Annotated in this window: 13 protein-coding genes and 1 tRNA gene; 12 read left to right on the forward strand and 2 right to left on the reverse strand. The window is 68.4% G+C overall.

Annotated elements, in window-relative coordinates; all coding sequences use genetic code 11:
- The first annotated feature begins 168 nt into the window (after positions 1–168).
- Together H563_RS0113040 and H563_RS18415 are read left to right on the forward strand one after the other, a co-directional pair.
- Positions 169–1,215, forward strand: coding sequence for an NAD(P)-dependent alcohol dehydrogenase (locus H563_RS0113040; RefSeq protein WP_022883036.1), 1,047 nt, complete (start codon positions 169–171; stop codon positions 1,213–1,215).
- A gap of 62 nt (positions 1,216–1,277) precedes the next feature.
- Complete coding sequence (locus tag H563_RS18415) at positions 1,278–1,406, forward strand: hypothetical protein (RefSeq protein WP_281169787.1); 129 nt, start codon at positions 1,278–1,280, stop codon at positions 1,404–1,406.
- Positions 1,407–1,582: 176 nt separating this feature from the next.
- Here the strand turns inward: H563_RS18415 and H563_RS0113045 are convergent, their stop codons facing one another.
- Positions 1,583–3,205, reverse strand: a complete 1,623-nt coding sequence (locus H563_RS0113045) for a sialidase family protein (RefSeq protein WP_022883037.1) — start codon at positions 3,203–3,205, stop codon at positions 1,583–1,585.
- A gap of 230 nt (positions 3,206–3,435) precedes the next feature.
- Between H563_RS0113045 and H563_RS0113050 the strand changes: the two genes are divergently transcribed.
- From H563_RS0113050 to H563_RS16750, 5 genes are all read left to right on the forward strand, one after another.
- Positions 3,436–5,517, forward strand: coding sequence for a glycoside hydrolase family 2 protein (locus tag H563_RS0113050; RefSeq protein WP_022883038.1), 2,082 nt, complete (start codon positions 3,436–3,438; stop codon positions 5,515–5,517).
- The gene (locus tag H563_RS16745) at positions 5,514–6,974 is read left to right on the forward strand and encodes an ABC transporter substrate-binding protein (RefSeq protein WP_211212393.1); all 1,461 of its coding nucleotides are present in this window, start codon (positions 5,514–5,516) and stop codon (positions 6,972–6,974) included. Before H563_RS0113050 ends, H563_RS16745 begins: the two co-directional genes overlap by 4 nt.
- 212 nt (positions 6,975–7,186) lie before the next feature.
- Complete coding sequence (locus tag H563_RS0113060) at positions 7,187–8,014, forward strand: carbohydrate ABC transporter permease (RefSeq protein ID WP_211212394.1); 828 nt, start codon at positions 7,187–7,189, stop codon at positions 8,012–8,014.
- The gene (locus H563_RS0113065; protein ID WP_027479442.1) at positions 8,011–8,952 is read left to right on the forward strand and encodes a carbohydrate ABC transporter permease; all 942 of its coding nucleotides are present in this window, start codon (positions 8,011–8,013) and stop codon (positions 8,950–8,952) included. The genes H563_RS0113060 and H563_RS0113065 overlap by 4 nt, the downstream gene beginning before the upstream one ends.
- A gap of 28 nt (positions 8,953–8,980) precedes the next feature.
- On the forward strand, positions 8,981–10,072 hold the full coding sequence (locus tag H563_RS16750; RefSeq protein ID WP_022883042.1) for a LacI family DNA-binding transcriptional regulator: 1,092 nt from the start codon (positions 8,981–8,983) through the stop codon (positions 10,070–10,072).
- A gap of 163 nt (positions 10,073–10,235) precedes the next feature.
- On the opposite strand, the gene H563_RS0113075 is transcribed toward H563_RS16750, so the two are convergent.
- A tRNA-Ser gene (locus H563_RS0113075) sits at positions 10,236–10,322 on the reverse strand.
- A 114-nt stretch (positions 10,323–10,436) separates the two neighbouring features.
- Between H563_RS0113075 and radA the strand changes: the two genes are divergently transcribed.
- The 5 genes from radA to H563_RS0113100 all read left to right on the forward strand — a co-directional run bounded on the left by radA (position 10,437) and on the right by H563_RS0113100 (position 16,712).
- Positions 10,437–11,801: a DNA repair protein RadA gene (gene radA, locus H563_RS16755; protein ID WP_022883043.1), complete on the forward strand. Its 1,365-nt coding sequence runs from the start codon at positions 10,437–10,439 to the stop codon at positions 11,799–11,801.
- A gap of 205 nt (positions 11,802–12,006) precedes the next feature.
- Complete coding sequence (locus tag H563_RS0113085; RefSeq protein WP_022883044.1) at positions 12,007–12,840, forward strand: PP2C family protein-serine/threonine phosphatase; 834 nt, start codon at positions 12,007–12,009, stop codon at positions 12,838–12,840.
- A gap of 4 nt (positions 12,841–12,844) precedes the next feature.
- Positions 12,845–14,323: an FHA domain-containing protein gene (locus H563_RS0113090; protein WP_022883045.1), complete on the forward strand. Its 1,479-nt coding sequence runs from the start codon at positions 12,845–12,847 to the stop codon at positions 14,321–14,323.
- The gene (locus H563_RS0113095; protein ID WP_022883046.1) at positions 14,320–15,999 is read left to right on the forward strand and encodes a serine/threonine-protein kinase; all 1,680 of its coding nucleotides are present in this window, start codon (positions 14,320–14,322) and stop codon (positions 15,997–15,999) included. The genes H563_RS0113090 and H563_RS0113095 overlap by 4 nt, the downstream gene beginning before the upstream one ends.
- A complete protein-coding gene (locus H563_RS0113100) occupies positions 15,996–16,712 on the forward strand; it encodes an FHA domain-containing protein (protein WP_211212395.1) in 717 nt (238 codons plus the stop codon). Before H563_RS0113095 ends, H563_RS0113100 begins: the two co-directional genes overlap by 4 nt.
- Positions 16,713–16,734: the final 22 nt, after the last annotated feature.

Here is a 16,734-nt window from a genome sequence, read left to right on the forward strand (position 1 = left end):
AACTTGCCGGTCTCAGTGCGAGCGATAAGCGCTAGCCGGGAGCCTGGGGTGCGCCGGATGTGAGAGCGATATAGACCGAGGGATGAGGGCCCAGACGTTCATCGGCTGCCGACGGATGCCCGCAACGGCGGACGAGAATGAGATCCCGGCGACAGGAAGGATCACGCGATGAAAGCGTTGCAGTACGTCAAGGTCGGCGCCCCGCCCGAGGTGCGCGAGGTCGACACCCCGGAACCCGGTCCGGGACAGGTCCGCCTCAAGGTGACGGCCGCGGGTGCCTGCCACTCCGACGCGTTCGTGATGGGGCTCGACGAGGAGAGCTACGTCAACGGCTTCGGCTATCCCCTGCCCATGACCCTCGGGCACGAAGGCACCGGGATCGTGGACAAGCTGGGCGCCGGCGTGACGAGCGTCGCGGTCGGCGATTCCGTGGCCGTCTACGGTCCGTGGGGCTGCGGCACCTGCTACCAGTGCGCGCAGGGCAAGGAGAACTACTGCGAGCGCGCCGCCGAACTCGGCATCACCCCGCCCGGCCTCGGACACGACGGGTCCATGGCGGAGTACATGATCGTCGACGACCCGCGGTTCCTCGTGCCGCTGGGCGACCTGGACCCTGTCGAGAACGTCGCGCTGACCGACGCCGGCCTCACCCCCTATCACGCGATCAAGGGCTCGCTCGGCAAGCTCGGCCCCGGCAGCGTCGCCGTGGTGATCGGCACGGGCGGGCTGGGGCACGTCGCGATCCAGCTGCTGCGCGCCCTCACCCCCGCGACCGTGATCGCGCTGGACGTGAACGACGACAAGCTGGCGTTGGCGAAGGATGTCGGCGCACATCACGCGTTCCTGTCGAACTCGGATGCTCCCGAAGCGATCGCGCAGGCGACCGGCAGAGCGTCTGCGACCGCCGTGTTCGACTTCGTCGCCGCACAGGCCACGGTCGACCTCGGGGCGGCGCTGTGCGGCGTCGAGACGGATCAGGTGATCGTGGGCGTCGGCGCCGCCAAGGCCGACGTCGGCATGCTGGCGAAGCCGTTCGATGCGGCGATCCGTGCGCCCTACTGGGGCTCGCGTGCAGAGCTCATGGAAGTGCTGAACCTGGCCCGCGCCAGCCTGGTGCACGTGGAGACGGAGCGGTTCACCCTCGACGACGCCCCCGAGGCGTATCGCCGGCTCCACGACGGCACACTCCGCGGCCGGGCGGTCGTCGTGCCGTAGGAGGCCTGCTCGCGTCCCGACATAATGATCGGAGTCGGACGTCGAGATCTGGATCGAGAAGCATGGCTTCGTCACCCCTACCGCGCCGCGCCACCAACCGCGACGTGGCGCGGCTCGCGGGCGTCAATTATGCGGCGGATGCCGCGTGCAATACTGCGACCGCCACCGCCACGGTGACCGTGGTCAAGTAGCTCGCGGTCTGGCCGCAGCGGGCGCCGTTCCATCACGCAGCGGCGCCCCGTCTCTCTGTCCGCACCCGGCCGTGTGCGCATCCCGAGCCCGCGCACGCCGACCGTGTAGGGGGCGCTCGACGTAGCGCGTCGGGCACCCCCTCATTCTCATTGAGCGTCTGGAAAGGCAGGCCGTCTCAACTGGTGGGCATGTTCCACTTCTGGGTGAACAGGCCGTTGCAGTCGTAGATCTGAAGTTGGGTGCCTTCGGCGGTCTCGGCTTGCGGGTCATCAAGGCATCGGCCCGACTGCGGGTTGTAGAGGGACCCGTCGCTGCGGGCCACCCACTGCTGGCCGCCGGCACCGTCGCAGTCCCAGAGCTCGACTTTGGTGTAGTTGGCTGTGCCGTTTCCGTCGATGTCGAGGCACTTGTCGTAGGCGCGAATAGTTCCGTCGGTCTCAAGAGACCATTGCTGACCGACGGCGTTGTCACATGCCCACAGCTGGACAGCATTGCCGTTCACGGACGTGTTGGTGTTGACGTCGACGCATTCTCCGGTCGTTCCCGGTCCTGTGATCTGCCCCTGAGCGGTGGGGAGGGTCGCTGTTCCGAAGTCCGTTTCGCAGTGGCCGCTGGCGATGTGGACCCCAGCAAGCACCAGGAAGGTGTCATCAGACGGATCTGCGAGGAGCGGCGAGCTGTACCCGGCGCAGCTCGTCTCCCCGCTGTCGTAGCCGCCGGTCGGTGCGGTCGTGACGGGAGTGGTTATCTCCTGCCAGCCCCCTGCCCCTAGCGAGCGATTGACGAACAGCACGTGCCCGCTTTCCGGCTGCTCGATCAGCGACCCGTCAGAGCCCGCGACGACGCGCTGCCCGGATGCGATCAGTGTTCCGTCCGCCCCGCCGTAAGGAGACCAGGCGAGATACGGCGTGTGGAGCAGGAACCTGTCGTCGCTGGTTTCGATTCGTGTTCCGAGCGTGGAGGGACCCCACGACTCGGCGCTGGAACTGGTCTTGAGGTAGACATCGCACGCCTGGTCTGGGTCGTAGCCGGCTTTGCAATCCTCGAATGACATTGCGTAGGTGCCGTTAGGGAGGTTGAGCACTGTGGCCATACCGGGCCGGTCGATGCCGTTCTGAATCGCCACGTCATACACCTCGGGAGCCCAAGTGAGACCGCCGTCGGTGGAGACAACGTGGGCGAGGACCTGGTTGTAGTTGTTACTGGAGGGTCGCTCATCGGAGAAGTAGCAGACGAGGTCCCCGTTGGCGGCCACGTCGAATTCGGGTTCCCAGATGCCGTGGCCTTCCGTGTTTGGCTGCCCGGACTCGCTCGCGCATGAGCTGCGGTAGGTCCAGGTAGCACCTTGATCCGTGGAGTAGTAGACCTCGATCGCCTGGTTCGAGAAATCGCCGATGTTGTATGCGGACCCAGCCGCAAGGATCGTTCCGGCGGGAAGGTCACCTTCTGCCTGGGGGAGTTCGTACAGCGTCGGACCCTGGAGGTCCCAGCCGTGCTGCGTCTCCGTGACAGTGCCGATGGGGGAGGACGTCCAGCTCGCGCCATTGTCGGTCGAGCGGTAGATCGGGAAGTTGGCCTTGTTAGTGCCGTCCCCCATGTGGGAGAACGTGGCGAGCAGCGTGCCATTGGCCGAGCCGTTGTGCTCCAGGCGGATGACGCGCGGGTAGCTCGCATCCTCGGTGGAACTGGATGAGCTGGGCGCGTAGAGGACGCCGCTCGAGGTGGTTGCTGCGTCCGCTGCAGGCGAGGACGCAAGTGCTCCGCCGCCGATTGCGAGCACAGCGGCCGCGGCGAGCATTGCTGCTCTTCCGGCCGTGAAGGAGCGTCGTCGTGTCATCTTTGGCCCCCGAACTCGTGGCAAGTGAATTTCGAAGCCGACCTTGCAAGACCACGATCGGTATGTACGATTGCATCGTTGCAAAGCTGGTTCGCCGCTGACTTTAGAACTCCCGGTCCAGCGCTGCAAGCATTTGATGCAACGATGCAAGGCTTGCCTGCTCGACCACTCACTTCCTGAGGACTGGACCAATGACGCTCACCGTCTCCGACCCTTCTGCCGACTCCGCGATGTGCTCCGGAACTCCGCGTCCGGAGTACCCGCGCCCGCACTTTGACCGCTCGGCGCGATGGAGCAGCTTGAACGGAAAGTGGGATTTCCGGCGAGGCCGCGCGACGGGAGGCGGGGTGTCAGAGGGCTGGCTTGAGCAGATCACGGTGCCGTTCGCGTGGGAGACGCCGGCGTCGGGCATCCAGACGCACTGGTTGGAGCGTGCTGCCTACCGGCGCACGTTCACGGTGGACCCCGAGTGGCTGGAGGATCGGATCATCCTTCATTTCGGCGCTGTCCATCACGCGGCGACTGTGTGGGTGAACGGCGCCAGGGTGGGCAGCCACGAGGGCGGCTATACGCCGTTCGAGTTCGACATTACGGACGCACTGACGGGCAGCATCGAGCACGAGTTGGTTGTCGAGGTGTTCGCGCCGACCGACAAGCACGCCGTCGCGCATGGTAAGCAGCGCAGCATGCCGCGGGATGATTACGACGGCTGCGCGTTCACCCCGTCCAGTGGCATCTGGCAGTCCGTGTGGCTCGAGCCCCGGCCGCAGACTTATCTTTCGGAACTCGGCCTGACCGCAACTTCCGAGCTCAATGGCATCCGTGTCATCGGCCGGCTCGACGGGCCGTCTCTTGGAGATGCGACCGTTGTGGTTTCCGTCGAGGAGGCCGACGCCGTGTGGAGAGGGAGCGCCGCGACTCTCGCCACGGGCGTCGAACTTCGCCTGGATGGGCCGCGACTATGGTCCCCGGAGGATCCTTACCTGTATCGGGTGCGTGTCGAAGTCACCTCGGCTGACGGGACGGATACCGTCATCGGCACCACGGGCCTGCGAAGGATCGAGACCCGCGACGGAATGTTCTTCCTCAACGGGCGGCGCATTTCGCTACGCGGGGTGCTCGATCAGGGCTACTGGCCGGCGTCGGGCATTACCGCCCCTACCGATGAGGCGTTCGTCCGCGATCTCGAGCTGGCCCGGGAGGCGGGCTTCAACCTGGTTCGCAAGCACCTGAAGCTGGAAGATCCGCGCTTCCATTACCACGCCGACCGGCTTGGCATGCTGGTGTGGGCGGAACCTGCCTCCACTGGCCGGTACTCGGACCGCGCCGTCAAAGCATTCAGCGCGCAGATCGCTCCGATGGTCGCGCGCGACAGCAACCACCCCAGCATCATCATCTGGGGTCTCTACAACGAGGAGTGGGGCCTGGACTGGGACATCCCTGGCGACCCCGCTAAGCAGGAGGTCGTGCGACGCGACTACCGGGCGCTGAAAGCCCTGGACCCGAGCCGACCCATCGTGGACAACTCCGGCTGGGCGCACGTGGTGACCGATATCGTCGACTGGCACATCTACGACGAATACCCCAAGGGGTGGGCCGACAAGCTCGCCAACCTCATGTCCGAGCTCACCACGGCGGACGCCCCGACGTTCCCCGTCGGCATCGACGTCGGGCGCGTTGTGCCCAAGCAACTGCTCGTCGAAGGCCCGGTCTCGCCGAGCTTGCCGTTCATGAACAGCGAATTCGGCGGCGGCTGGACCTCCGTTGACCGTGGCTGGAACCTGCACTGGCAGACCCAGGAGCTGCGTCGCCACGATCGTATCGCCGGGTGGATCTGGACCGAGCTCTACGATATCGAACACGAATCGGCCGGCATCTACGACGCCTTCCGAACTCTCAAGGACAGCGGCAGTCGCCCGGCCCATCACGCCAATGGCGAGACGGCGCTGGTCTTTGACCTCACGCCCATCGCACCCGGGCGCGACCTCGTAACCTCCACAGAAGAGGTGGAGTTCAGCGTCTGCGTCTCTCATCACGGCTCTGCGCCCATTGACGCGGAGATCACATTCGCCTGGGGGCCCGTATTCGCGGCTGACGCAACAACCGCTCCCGAACTCGCCGGGGCAGTGCGCACCGAGCCTTTCGTGCTCAGCGACCCCATCACAATCCGCACCGCAGTTCCCGACGGCTCCGCTAGGGCACGCCTCCACGTCTTCATCCGCACCACTGACAGCATCATCGGCCGCGGCGCCCTCGACGTGGCGCGCGAGTGACCGCCGTCGCCGCACCATCCACCCGCCCGAACATCAACGACGATAGGAACGGACACATGATCCCGCGGAAACCTCGCGCTACCTCCCGGCGGCGCACCCATCGGCTGGCCGCAGCAGCAATCGCCCTCGCCTCAATTGCGGCCCTGGCCGCCTGCTCAAGCTCCAACTCGAGCACGAGCGCCGCGAGCAGCAGCGCTTCGCCCAGCCCCACATCCACCACAACAGCCTCGTGCTCGGCGGGTGCGACCAAGCTCACGTTCTGGGGCTGGCCGGCTGGATACGACCTCGCAGTGAACGAGTTCAACAAGACGCATCCGAAGATCTGTGTTGAGCTCGAGAACGCGGGGGCGTCGACCGACGAGTACACGAAGCTGAGCGACGCGATCAAGGCGGGCAGCGGCACGCCCGACATCGCGACGATCGAGTACTTCGAGCTTCCGTCCTTCGAGGTCACCAACAGCCTGGTCGACCTGTCCAAGTACGGGATCGACTCGGCCAAGGCCGACGAAGCTCCGATCGCCTGGTCTCAGGTTTCCCAGGGTTCGCACGTGTACGCCATGCCCGTCGACCTGGGGCCGACAGCGCTCTTCTACAACTCGAAGGTGTTCTCGGCTAACGGACTCTCGGTGCCTACCACGTGGGCCCAGTTCGCGTCAGAGGCCGACCAGCTGCACGCCAAGGACTCGTCAGCGGCAATCACCAATTTCGATCCTGAGAGCCCTCAGGACGTGCTCGCGCTCATGCAGCAGTTCGGGGCGTTCCCATTCACCTACAGCGGCGGCTCGAAGCTCGGGATCAACTTCACGGGCTCGAGCGAGATGGCGTTCGCGAAGTACTGGCAGGACCTGATCTCGAAGAAGGAGGCCACGACTGACGCGGATTTCTCGCCCGCGCAGTGGGCGGCCTTCGACAGCGGCAAGGTCGCGTCGCGTATCAGCCCGGCGTGGGGTCCTGTGGGCATGCAGCTAAGCATCAAGAAGACGATCGGGGACTGGGTGACCGCACCGCTTCCGCAGAAGAAAGCGGGCGCCGAGGCGTCGGGCGACTGGGGCGGCTCGACGCTGGCGGTCGTCAAGGGCACGAAGCATGCGAAGCTCGCCGAGGAATTCGTCAAGTGGTTCGGCGGCTCCGCTGACTCGTGGAAGATCTTGAGCGGTCCAGTGGCCGGCGCGTTCCCCGCCTATGAGCCACTGCTCAACTCGTCGTCCTTCCAGGCCACGAAGCTGAAGATCACCGGCTCGACCACGCCTAACAAGGTGTTCGCCGCCGCCGCGCAGAATGTGCAGGCTGCGGAGTGGCCCCCGATCATGACGGCAGCACTGACTCAGTGGACGTCGACGTTCGCCGGCGTGACGAAGGGGACCGAAACGCTGCAGCAGGCCTTCACCACCTACCAGTCACAACTCGTGAAGTACGCCAAGTCACAAGGCTTCAAGGTCACCACTTCGAACGGCTAAGACTCCGCCCGGGTACCCCCACCCGGCTGGGTACCCGGGCCCCACGCCCACTCCGTGAGCGGAAAGACCACGCAATGTCGCAACAGCTAATCCAGGACGCAACCGGGCCATTGGTCGGACGTCCCCGAGATTCTTTTCGGCCCCCTTCGGAACGCCGGGGCGTCGTAGCGTCGCGCCGCGAGCGAGCAGGTGCAGTCTTCATCGCCCCGCACATGCTCATGCTCGCGCTGTTCATGCTCGTGCCGACCATCTACGCGATCTGGAGCAGTCTCTTCACCACGAAGATCATCGGCGGCCGTCAATTCGCGGGCCTCGCGAACTACGTGACGGTGTTCGAATCCGGTGAATTCTGGTCCGGTGTCATCCGTGTCCTAATCTTCGGCGCCATCCAGGTCCCAGTGACGCTCGCCCTCGCGTTCCTGTTCGCGGCCCTTTTCGACGCCGGGGTGATCCGAGGCAGTAGGTTCTTCCGCACCGTCTACTTCATGCCCTTTGCCGTCCCGGGCGTCGTCGCATCCGTGATGTGGTCATTTCTGTTGCTGCCGAACTTCGGGCCCTACGCGCAGTTCGTGAAGCAGCTCGGCTTCGGCAATGTCAACTTCTTCTCCAGCAGCCTCATCCTGCCCACGATCATGCTCATCGTGATCTGGGAGTGGACCGGCTACAACATGACCATCTTGTACACGTCCCTGAAGGCGATTCCGAAAGAGGTGACCGAGGCGGCCATCGTGGAGGGGGCCTCGCTCTGGCGCATCATCTTGCGGATCAAACTGCCGATGGTGATGCCGTCCATCGTGATGCTCGTCTTCCTCAATGCCGTCGGGGCGCTGCAACTGTTCACCGAGCCGTCGATCCTCGCTGCCTTCCAGCCGCAGGCGGTCTCCTTCGGTTTCACGCCATCACTGTTCGTCTACAACACCGCGGTAGGCAGCGGCCAATACGAACTGGGAGCCGCCGCAGCCATCGTGCTCGCCCTCATCATCGGCGCCCTCTCGGTCGCCGGTTTCGCAGTCCGCCGTCGAAATGGAGAGTTCCGATGACCGCCCCGACAGCAGCACCTGTCACCGCGAGGCGCGCGAAGAAGTCGCGCGCGGTGACTGATCAGGTGCCCGCGCACCTGTACGGACTGCGCCGCGGCACGAGCGCCGTGCTGACAATCCTCGCGGCCCTCTTCGCAGTCTTCATCCTCGCCCCGCTCGTCTGGCTGCTCATCAACGCCACCAAGAGCCAAGCCGAGATCTACACCAGCTTCGGCTTCTGGTTCGCCGGTCCCTTCCGCCTCTGGCAGAACGTCGCCGGCCTCGGCCAAGACATCAGCGGTGCCGGTGTTTTCATCCAATGGTTCGGCAACACGCTGCTGTACGCCGTCTCGGGAGCCGTCGGCGCCACGATCCTCTCAGCCCTCGCGGGTTACGGGTTCTCCCGCTACCGATTCCGTGGCGGCAACGCGATGTTCTTCCTCGTGATGGCCACTCTGTTGGTGCCGCTAACCTCCATCGCTCTGCCGCTGTTCCTCGTCTACTCAAAAGTGGGCTTGGTCAACTCGGTATGGGGAATGATCCTGCCCAGCATGGTCTCGCCCATCGGCATTTACCTCATGCGCACGTACCTCGACGCATCGGTACCCAAAGAGCTCATCGAGGCCGCCCGCATCGACGGGGCAAGCGAACTCGGGATCTTCGTGCGCATCGCACTGCCGCTATCGGTGCCGGGCCTGATGACGGTACTGCTGATCTCGATCGTTGCAATATGGAACAACTACTTCCTGCCGCTGATCATCTTCAGCAAGAACAACCTCTACCCCCTCACCGTCGGCCTCTCGGCCCTGTCGAAAGCGGCCGAGACCGGAACGAAAGCCGAACTCCTCCCCGTCCTCATCACGGGCGGCCTCGTCACGGTCCTCCCCCTGATCGTGCTGTTCCTACTACTAGAGAGGTATTTCCGCGGCGGGATGCTACAGGGCAGCGTGACCGGATGATGCGCGAGAGAATGAGCCAGTTGCGCGTATGACTGATGAGGAGGGCGCGATGAAAAGTCCCGCCCGCCTGCGAGATGTTGCGGCGCGTGCGGGAGTGTCCATCCGTACGGTCTCGAACGTCGTCAACGGGTACGCGCCCGTCTCCGAGGAGAAGCGCAAGCGAGTGGAGGCGGCCGTCGCTGAACTCGGGTACCGGCCGAACGCGCTCGCACGAAACCTCAAGAACGGACGCAGCGGACTGATCGCACTCGTCGTGCCGGAACTGGACGTGCCGTACTTCTCCGAGCTCGCCCGCGCCGTCATCGCCCGCGCCCGCGAGTTCGGCTACACGGTAGTCGTCGACCAGACAGATGGCGACCGGGAGCGCGAGCGCGAACTGATCCAGCGCGAAGGTGACGCCGCCCTCTTCGATGGCGTGATCCTCAGCGCCCTCTCGCTATCGCAACACGACCTTCCCCCGTACGACCCGAGCCGCCCACTGGTGCTGCTCGGCGAGCGCATGGTGGACGGCGGCTACGACCATGTCGCCATTGACAACGTCGCCGCCGCAAAGGCGGCGACCGAGCACCTCTTCGACATCGGCCGCACCCGCGTCGCAGCGATCGGTGACCAGCCCTACGAGACCGGCGAGACCGCCCAACTTCGCACACGAGGTTTTCTCCAAGCACACGAGGAGCGCGGGATCCCCGTGGACCGCTCATTGATCATCCCGCGGCGTAACTTCCACTTCTCCGACGGTGCCGACGCAATGCTGAAACTCCTGAACCGCTCGGACGGGCCCCCAGACGCCGTTTTCTGCTACAACGACCTCATCGCCATCGGTGCGATACGCACACTGCTCACACACGGAGTGCGCGTACCGAAGGACATCGCTGTCGTGGGCTTCGACGACATCGAAGCCGGCCGATACCTGACGCCGTCCTTGACAACGATCGCGCCGGACCGGGCCGCGATCGCCAAGCTGGCCGTCGAGCGTCTCGTCGCGCGACTTCGAAGCGCCGAGGCCGAAGCAGCGGAACTCTTCGTGGACTACCAACTCATCATTCGTGAAAGCACAACCGGGGAAGCCTCGTCCACCGTGCAACGCAGAAGGGGCGCGGAACGCGGGCCCTGGGAGTGACACAGCGGCCCTCGACCCTGTAATCGCCCTGCCACTCTTGGCTGCGGAACCAACCCCGGGCGAATCACCATCCCCAGAAACGACCGAAGCCCCTCCTCACGGAGGGGCTCCAGCAAACGATGACGCAAGAGACCGGTCAACGATGTCTCGACACATCACTCGGCGGTACCGGTGGGATTTGAACCCACGGAGGGCGTGAACCCTCACATGTTTTCGAGACATGCTCCTTCGGCCGCTCGGACACGGTACCGGGGAAGATCTTACGCGAGCCTGCGCGCCAGGGCGAATCCACCGGCGGCCGGCTGCACCCCCGCCCTGTGAGTCGTCGCCGGCCGATGTCGCAGGCCGCCCGTACCCTGAACGCATGGCCAAGCCCCAGACCTCGTTCACGTGCACGGAGTGCGGCTGGTCGACGTCGAAATGGGTGGGCCGCTGCGCCGAGTGCGGGCAGTGGAACACGGTCGTCGAGGCCGCGACGCCCACGGGAGTGCTGCGGGCGCTGAATCCGGTCGCGATCGGCGAGAACCGCCGTGCGCGGCCGATCGTCGAGATCGAGGCGGATGCGGCGAGCCACTGGCCGACCGGCATCGCAGAGTTCGACCGGGTGCTCGGCGGCGGCATCGTGCCCGGTGCCGCCGTGCTGCTCTCCGGCGAGCCGGGCGTGGGCAAGTCGACGCTGCTGCTCGAGGTGGCCTCGAAGGCCGCCGAGGCGTACGACCGGGTGCTGTACGTCAGCGCGGAGGAGAGCGCGAGCCAGGTGCGGCTGCGTGCCGAGCGCACCGGGGCGCTGCACGGCAACCTCTACCTCGCGGCCGAGACCGACCTCGCCACGATCGTCGCGCAGATCGACGCCGTGAAGCCGGGGCTCGTGATCGTCGACTCGGTGCAGACGGTGTCGAGCTCGGCGGTCGACGGTCTGGCCGGCGGGCCGGCACAGGTGCGCGAGGTGGCCGTCACGCTCATCCGCGTCGCCAAGGAGCGCGGCGTGCCCGTGCTGCTCGTCGGCCACGTGACGAAGGACGGCAACGTGGCGGGGCCGCGGCTGCTCGAGCATCTGGTCGACGTGGTGTGCCAGTTCGAGGGCGACCGGCAGACCCCGCTGCGGTTCGTGCGGGCGCTGAAGAACCGCTTCGGCCCGACCGACGAGGTGGGCTGCTTCGAGATGACCGGCGACGGCATCGCCGAGGTGCCCGACCCGAGCGGGCTGTTCCTCTCCCGGTCGGTGATCCCCGTCTCCGGCACCTGCGTGACGATCGCGATGGAGGGGCGCCGGCCGCTGCCGGTCGAGATCCAGGCGCTCGTCATCCCGAGCGGTGCACCCAGCCCGAGGCGCGTCACGAGCGGCGTCGACCCGGCGCGGGTGGCGATGCTGATCGCGGTGCTCGACCGGCGCTACAAGCTGCACGAGCTGTCGAAGAGCGACGTCTACGTCTCGACCGTCGGCGGGGTGCGGGTCACCGAGCCGGCCGCCGACCTCGCCATCGCCCTCGCGATCGCCTCGGCGGTCACCGGCGGCACCGTCGCCAACGAGACCGCGGCGTTCGGCGAGATCAGCCTCGCCGGCGACATCCGCCCCGCGCCCGCGTCGCGGCAGCGCGGCAGCGAGGCGAAACGGCTCGGGTTCACCACCCTGATCGACGCCGAGGCGCTGCACGTCAGCTTCGCGATCCCGAAGGCGCTCGACCAGTCCGACCGCCCGCACGGCCCCAAGCGCATTCCGCCGTTCTGATCCTCTTCGCGCCGCCTCGCGCCCGATCGCGCTACTCGCGCAGACTGGCGCGCCTCTCGGGAGAGGCGCGCCAGTACGTATGAGTAGCGCAACTGCGCGAGGCCCGGGCGCCCCGGCCGGCGCCCCCATGGGGAGAGCTCCCCGTGCCCGCCGGCACCCCCGTTCGGGCTACGATGCCTAACACGAACCGCACGGGGGAGGTCGCATGCCGTACACCGTCGATGTCAGCGCGCACAGCGACACCGGCCGTGTCCGTACGCTCAACGAGGACTCCTTCCTCGCGGCGGATCCGATGTTCTTCGTCGCCGACGGCATGGGCGGGCACGCCTTCGGCGACCGGGCCAGCCAGGCGGCCGTCGCCGAGCTCGCGGCGCACGTCCCGCCGGGCAGCGAGGCCAGCCCCGACGATGTGCTCGCCGCGGTGCGTGCCGCCAACTCGGCGGTGCGAGCGCTCTCCGGCGTCGACGACACAGGTCCCGCGGTCGCCGGCACCACGCTCACGGGCGTGGCGCGCGTCACCACCGGCGGCGCCGAGTTCTGGATGGTCGTGAACATCGGCGACTCCCGCGTCTACAGCTGGGACGGTCGCAAGCTCGCCCAGCTCACCGTCGACCACTCCGCCGTGCAGGAGCTCGTCGACGCCGGCGAGATCACCGCCGACGAGGCACTCGCGCATCCCGAGCGCAACGTGATCACGCGCGCGCTCGGCGCCGACGAGGACGCCGACGTCGACGTGTGGCTGCTGCCCGTGCGCAGCGTGCGCTCCTTCCTGATCTGCTCCGACGGCCTGACCAAAGAACTCCCCGAAGAGCGCATCGGCGCGATCCTCGCCGGCGATGCCACGGGCGAGCACCACGAGGGCCACCCGCCGCGCCACACCGCCGAGCTGCTGGTCGAGGCGGCGGTCGAGGCCGGGGGCCACGACAACGTCACCGCGATCGTGGTTGAATGGCAGCCCGAAGGGGCCGAGGGCGCCGACGAGACACGCGAGCGCGACGAGCTTCCGGGGATGCTCGAAGAGACCTGGCCGAGGGGGTAAGGCTGTGCTCAAGGTGCGCGCGACCGCGCCCGGCGGGTGGCTCGTGATCGCCGTCCCCGGCGTGGGGCTGATGCTCGAGTCGCCTGCGGAGACGCCCTGGGACGTCGAAGCGCTGATGGCCGCGCTGCGCTCCCCGCAGCGCATCCCCGAGACGCTGGGGCTGCTGACCGCCCGCGGCTTCGCCGCGATGCCCGCCTTCGCCCTCGTCGCGCTCACCGCGTCCGGCACCGCCCACTACGTCGTACGCGGTACCGTCACCGTCGAACTGCAGACCGCCGACGGGCCGCGCAGCGCCGACGGCTCCGGCATCTCCACCTGGCGCGAGCTCGCCGCCGACGACGTCAGCGCCTTCCGCGTCGCGCCGGCCGGAGCGGGCGGCGGCGGTCCGCTGCTCCCGCTCGCCGAGGGCGCCGCCTGGGGCGACCTGGTCGAATTCCACATGCCCGGCACCGCAGCGGGCGCGAGCACGGATGCCTCGGCCGCAAGCACCCCGACCGCAGCCGCCCCTCCTGCCACGGAGGCGGCGCCCGCGACAGCACCCGCCGCATCCGGCGCCCGCGCCGCAGCCGCTCCCGCCGCAGCACCGGGGCCCGCCGCAGCACCTGCGCCTGGCGCATCCGTACCCGCTGCGCCCGCGCCGGCGAGCGCTCGCGAGCCCGAGCTCACGCCCGCGCCCGAGGCCATGACAGACGCGTCGCACGACACGATGCTGCCGCCCGAACTCGAGGCGACGACGGTGGTGCCGCACGTTCCGGCCGGCCCGCGCGCCGACGCTCCGGCGGCGAGCGCCCCGGCGCCCACCTCGCCCACCCGCATCCAGCCGCCGCCCGCGGCCGATGCCCCGCCGACCGATTCCGACACCTACGACCACCTCTTCGGCGCCACCATCATGAAGAGCGTCGAGACGGCCGCGGTGCGCCCGGCGGAGGAGGACGAGGAGGACGCCGACAAGACGGCGGCCCCGCCGCCCGAGCCGTCGGCCGAGCCGCAGGCCGGCGACGCGGGCGACCACGACGGGATGACGATGATGTCCGGCGACATCGCCGAGCTGCGCCGCCGCGCCGCGGCCGGCGCCTCGCACCACGACGCCGCCGACGAGCCGTCCCACGGCCGTCCCGCCGAGCCGCAGTTCCGGCTCGAGTTCGCCGACGGCGCGGTCGAGGAGCTCGACCGGCCGGTCATCGTCGGGCGCGCCCCGAGCGCGTCGAAGGTGGCGGGCAACCAGGTGCCCCGGCTGCTCACGGTCGGCGCGGGCGACCCCGACATCTCGCGCAGCCACGTGCGGTTCACCGTCGAGGGCGGCACCGTCGTGATCACCGACCTCAACTCGCGCAACGGCACCCTGATGACCCTGCCCGGCCGCCCCGCCCAGCGCCTGCGCGGCGGCGAGCCGGCGTCGGCCCTGGCCGGCACCGTGGTCGACCTCGGCGGCGGCATCGTCATCACCGTCACCGACGCGGGATCGGCGGCCGGCACCCGATGAGGCGCTCCGTCACGGCTCCCCCCGAGATCCCGGGGCTCGAGTACACCCGCCTGCTCGGCTCGGGCGGATTCGCCGACGTGTTCCTCTACAAGCAGCAGCTGCCCCGGCGCGACGTCGCCGTCAAGGTGCTGCTGGTCGACGACATCGACGCCGGGGCGCGCGAGCGGTTCGTCGCCGAGGCGAACGTGATGGCGCGGCTGTCGGCGCATCCGTACATCGTGACGATCTACCACGCCGACATCGCCGGGAACCGGCCGTACTTCGTCATGGAGTACTGCCCCGGTCCGAGCCTCGCCGATCGCTACAAGGCGAAGGTGCTCGACGTGCCCGACGCGCTGCGCACGGGCATCCGGGTCGGCAGCGCGGTCGCCGCGGCCCACGCCGCGGGCATCCTGCACCGCGACATCAAGCCGGCCAACGTGCTCACCAACGGCTTCGGCTGGCCGGCGCTGACCGACTTCGGCATCGCCTCGACCCTCGAGGGCGAGGTGCCCGCGCACACCACGACGACCCTCGGCTCGGTGCGCCGGGGCGACGCGAGCGCCACTGGGAACACGGGCAGCGCGAGCGTCGGACTCAGCGTGCCCTGGTCGCCGCCGGAGATGTTCGAGGACGACCCCGACCCCGACGTGCGCAGCGACGTCTTCTCGCTCGCCGCGACGATCCACACGGTGCTCGCCGGCCGCACGCCCTTCGAGGTGCCGGGCCGCTCGAACGGCACGCTCGACATCATCGGCCGCATCGAGCGCGGCGCGATCACGCCGATCGACCGTCCCGACATCCCGCGCTCCCTGACCGCCGTGCTCGCCAAGGGCATGGCGCCGCGCCGCGCCGACCGGTACCAGGACGTCGTGCAGTTCGTGCGCGCCCTGCAGCGCGTCGAGCTCGAGCTCGGCTACGCCCCCACCGGCATCGACCTGCCCAACCTCGGCGGGCAGGACACCGAGCGCCCCGCCGACGGCGGCGCCGACGAGACCCGCATGCGCCCCATCGCCACCGTCGAGGCGCAGCCGCGCCCCGCCCCGGCGCCGATCGGCGCCCCGCCGAAGGCGGCACCGAAGGCGGCGCCGAAAGCGGCACCCGGCCGGGCGCCGAAAGGATCGCCCGCGCCGGCCGGCGAGGTCGAGCCGACCCGGCTGCGCGGGGTGGTGCCGGTCGTCGAGGAGGCGCCGGTCGCCGAGACCGTCATGCGGCCGCGGCGCACCGCGACCGACACGGAGCCGGAAGCCGCGCCCGAGGCATCCGAGCCCGATGCCGCGCCGCCCTCGCGGCGCACCGCGATCCTGCTCTCGGTGTCGGGCGCGATCGTCGCCGCCGGCGTGGCCGCGGTGCTGATCGCGACGCTCGGCGGCGGCGACTCCGCGCCGAAGCCCACGCATTCGGCGGCGGCCTCCGACGGCGGCGGTCTGCAGGTGCAGGTCGTGCCCGACCCCAAGCCGGGCAAGGTGACCCGCAGCGCCGACGGCAAGACGGTCACCTTCACCTGGAAGAACCCCTCCCCCGAGCCCGGCGACAAGTACCAGTGGTCGGTCGTGGCCACGAACATCGACATCCAGACCGCCTCCACCCCCCAGGCGATCGTGAGGAACGTCGACCCGAAGGTGCAGACGTGCATCCAGGTGCGCATCCTGCGCAGCGGTCGGACCTCCTCCAATCCCCTGAAGGAGTGCACGTGAGCGGACTTCGCATCGAATACTGCGGCGAGTGGTACGACGTCGACCCCGAGACGCCGTTCTCGGTGGGCCGCGAAGCCGACCTCTCCATCGACGAGAACCCCTACCTGCACCGCCACTTCCTCTCCCTCTACCAGGAGCAGGAGCTGTGGTGGATCGCGAACGTGGGCAACCTGCTCACCGCGACGGTGACGGATGCCTCGGGCACGGTGCAGGCGTGGCTCGCGCCCGGCGCTCGCCTGCCCATCGTCTTCCAGAAGATGCACGTCATGTTCAGCGCCGGGTCGACCACCTACGACTTCACCGTCTACGCCGACGGGAACGTGTACGAGACCTCCTCGGTGAACCTGCGCCAGGCCGGCACCACCACGATGCTGCCGGTCACGCTCACCCCGAGCCAGCGGCTGCTGATCCTGTCGCTGGCCGAGGGGGTGCTCACCGAGCGCATCCCCGGCCGGGGCACCGTGCCCACCTCCGCCGAGGCGGCCGCCCGGCTCGGCTGGAGCATGACGCGGTTCAACCGCAAGCTCGACAACGTGTGCGACAAGCTCGACAAGCTGGGCGTCGCGGGCCTGCGCGGCGGCCCCGGCAAGCTCGCCACCGGCCGCCGCGCCCGGCTCGTCGAATACGCCGTCGCGACGCACCTGGTCGGAGTCGAAGACCTTCCGCTGCTCGACGCCCCGCGCGTCGAGCACGAGTCGGCCGATGGTGACTAGTACCCATGGCTGGCCCGCGCCG

Source organism: Gryllotalpicola ginsengisoli DSM 22003 (assembly GCF_000419445.1).
In the GTDB taxonomy this organism is placed as follows: Bacteria; Actinomycetota; Actinomycetes; order Actinomycetales; family Microbacteriaceae; genus Gryllotalpicola; species Gryllotalpicola ginsengisoli.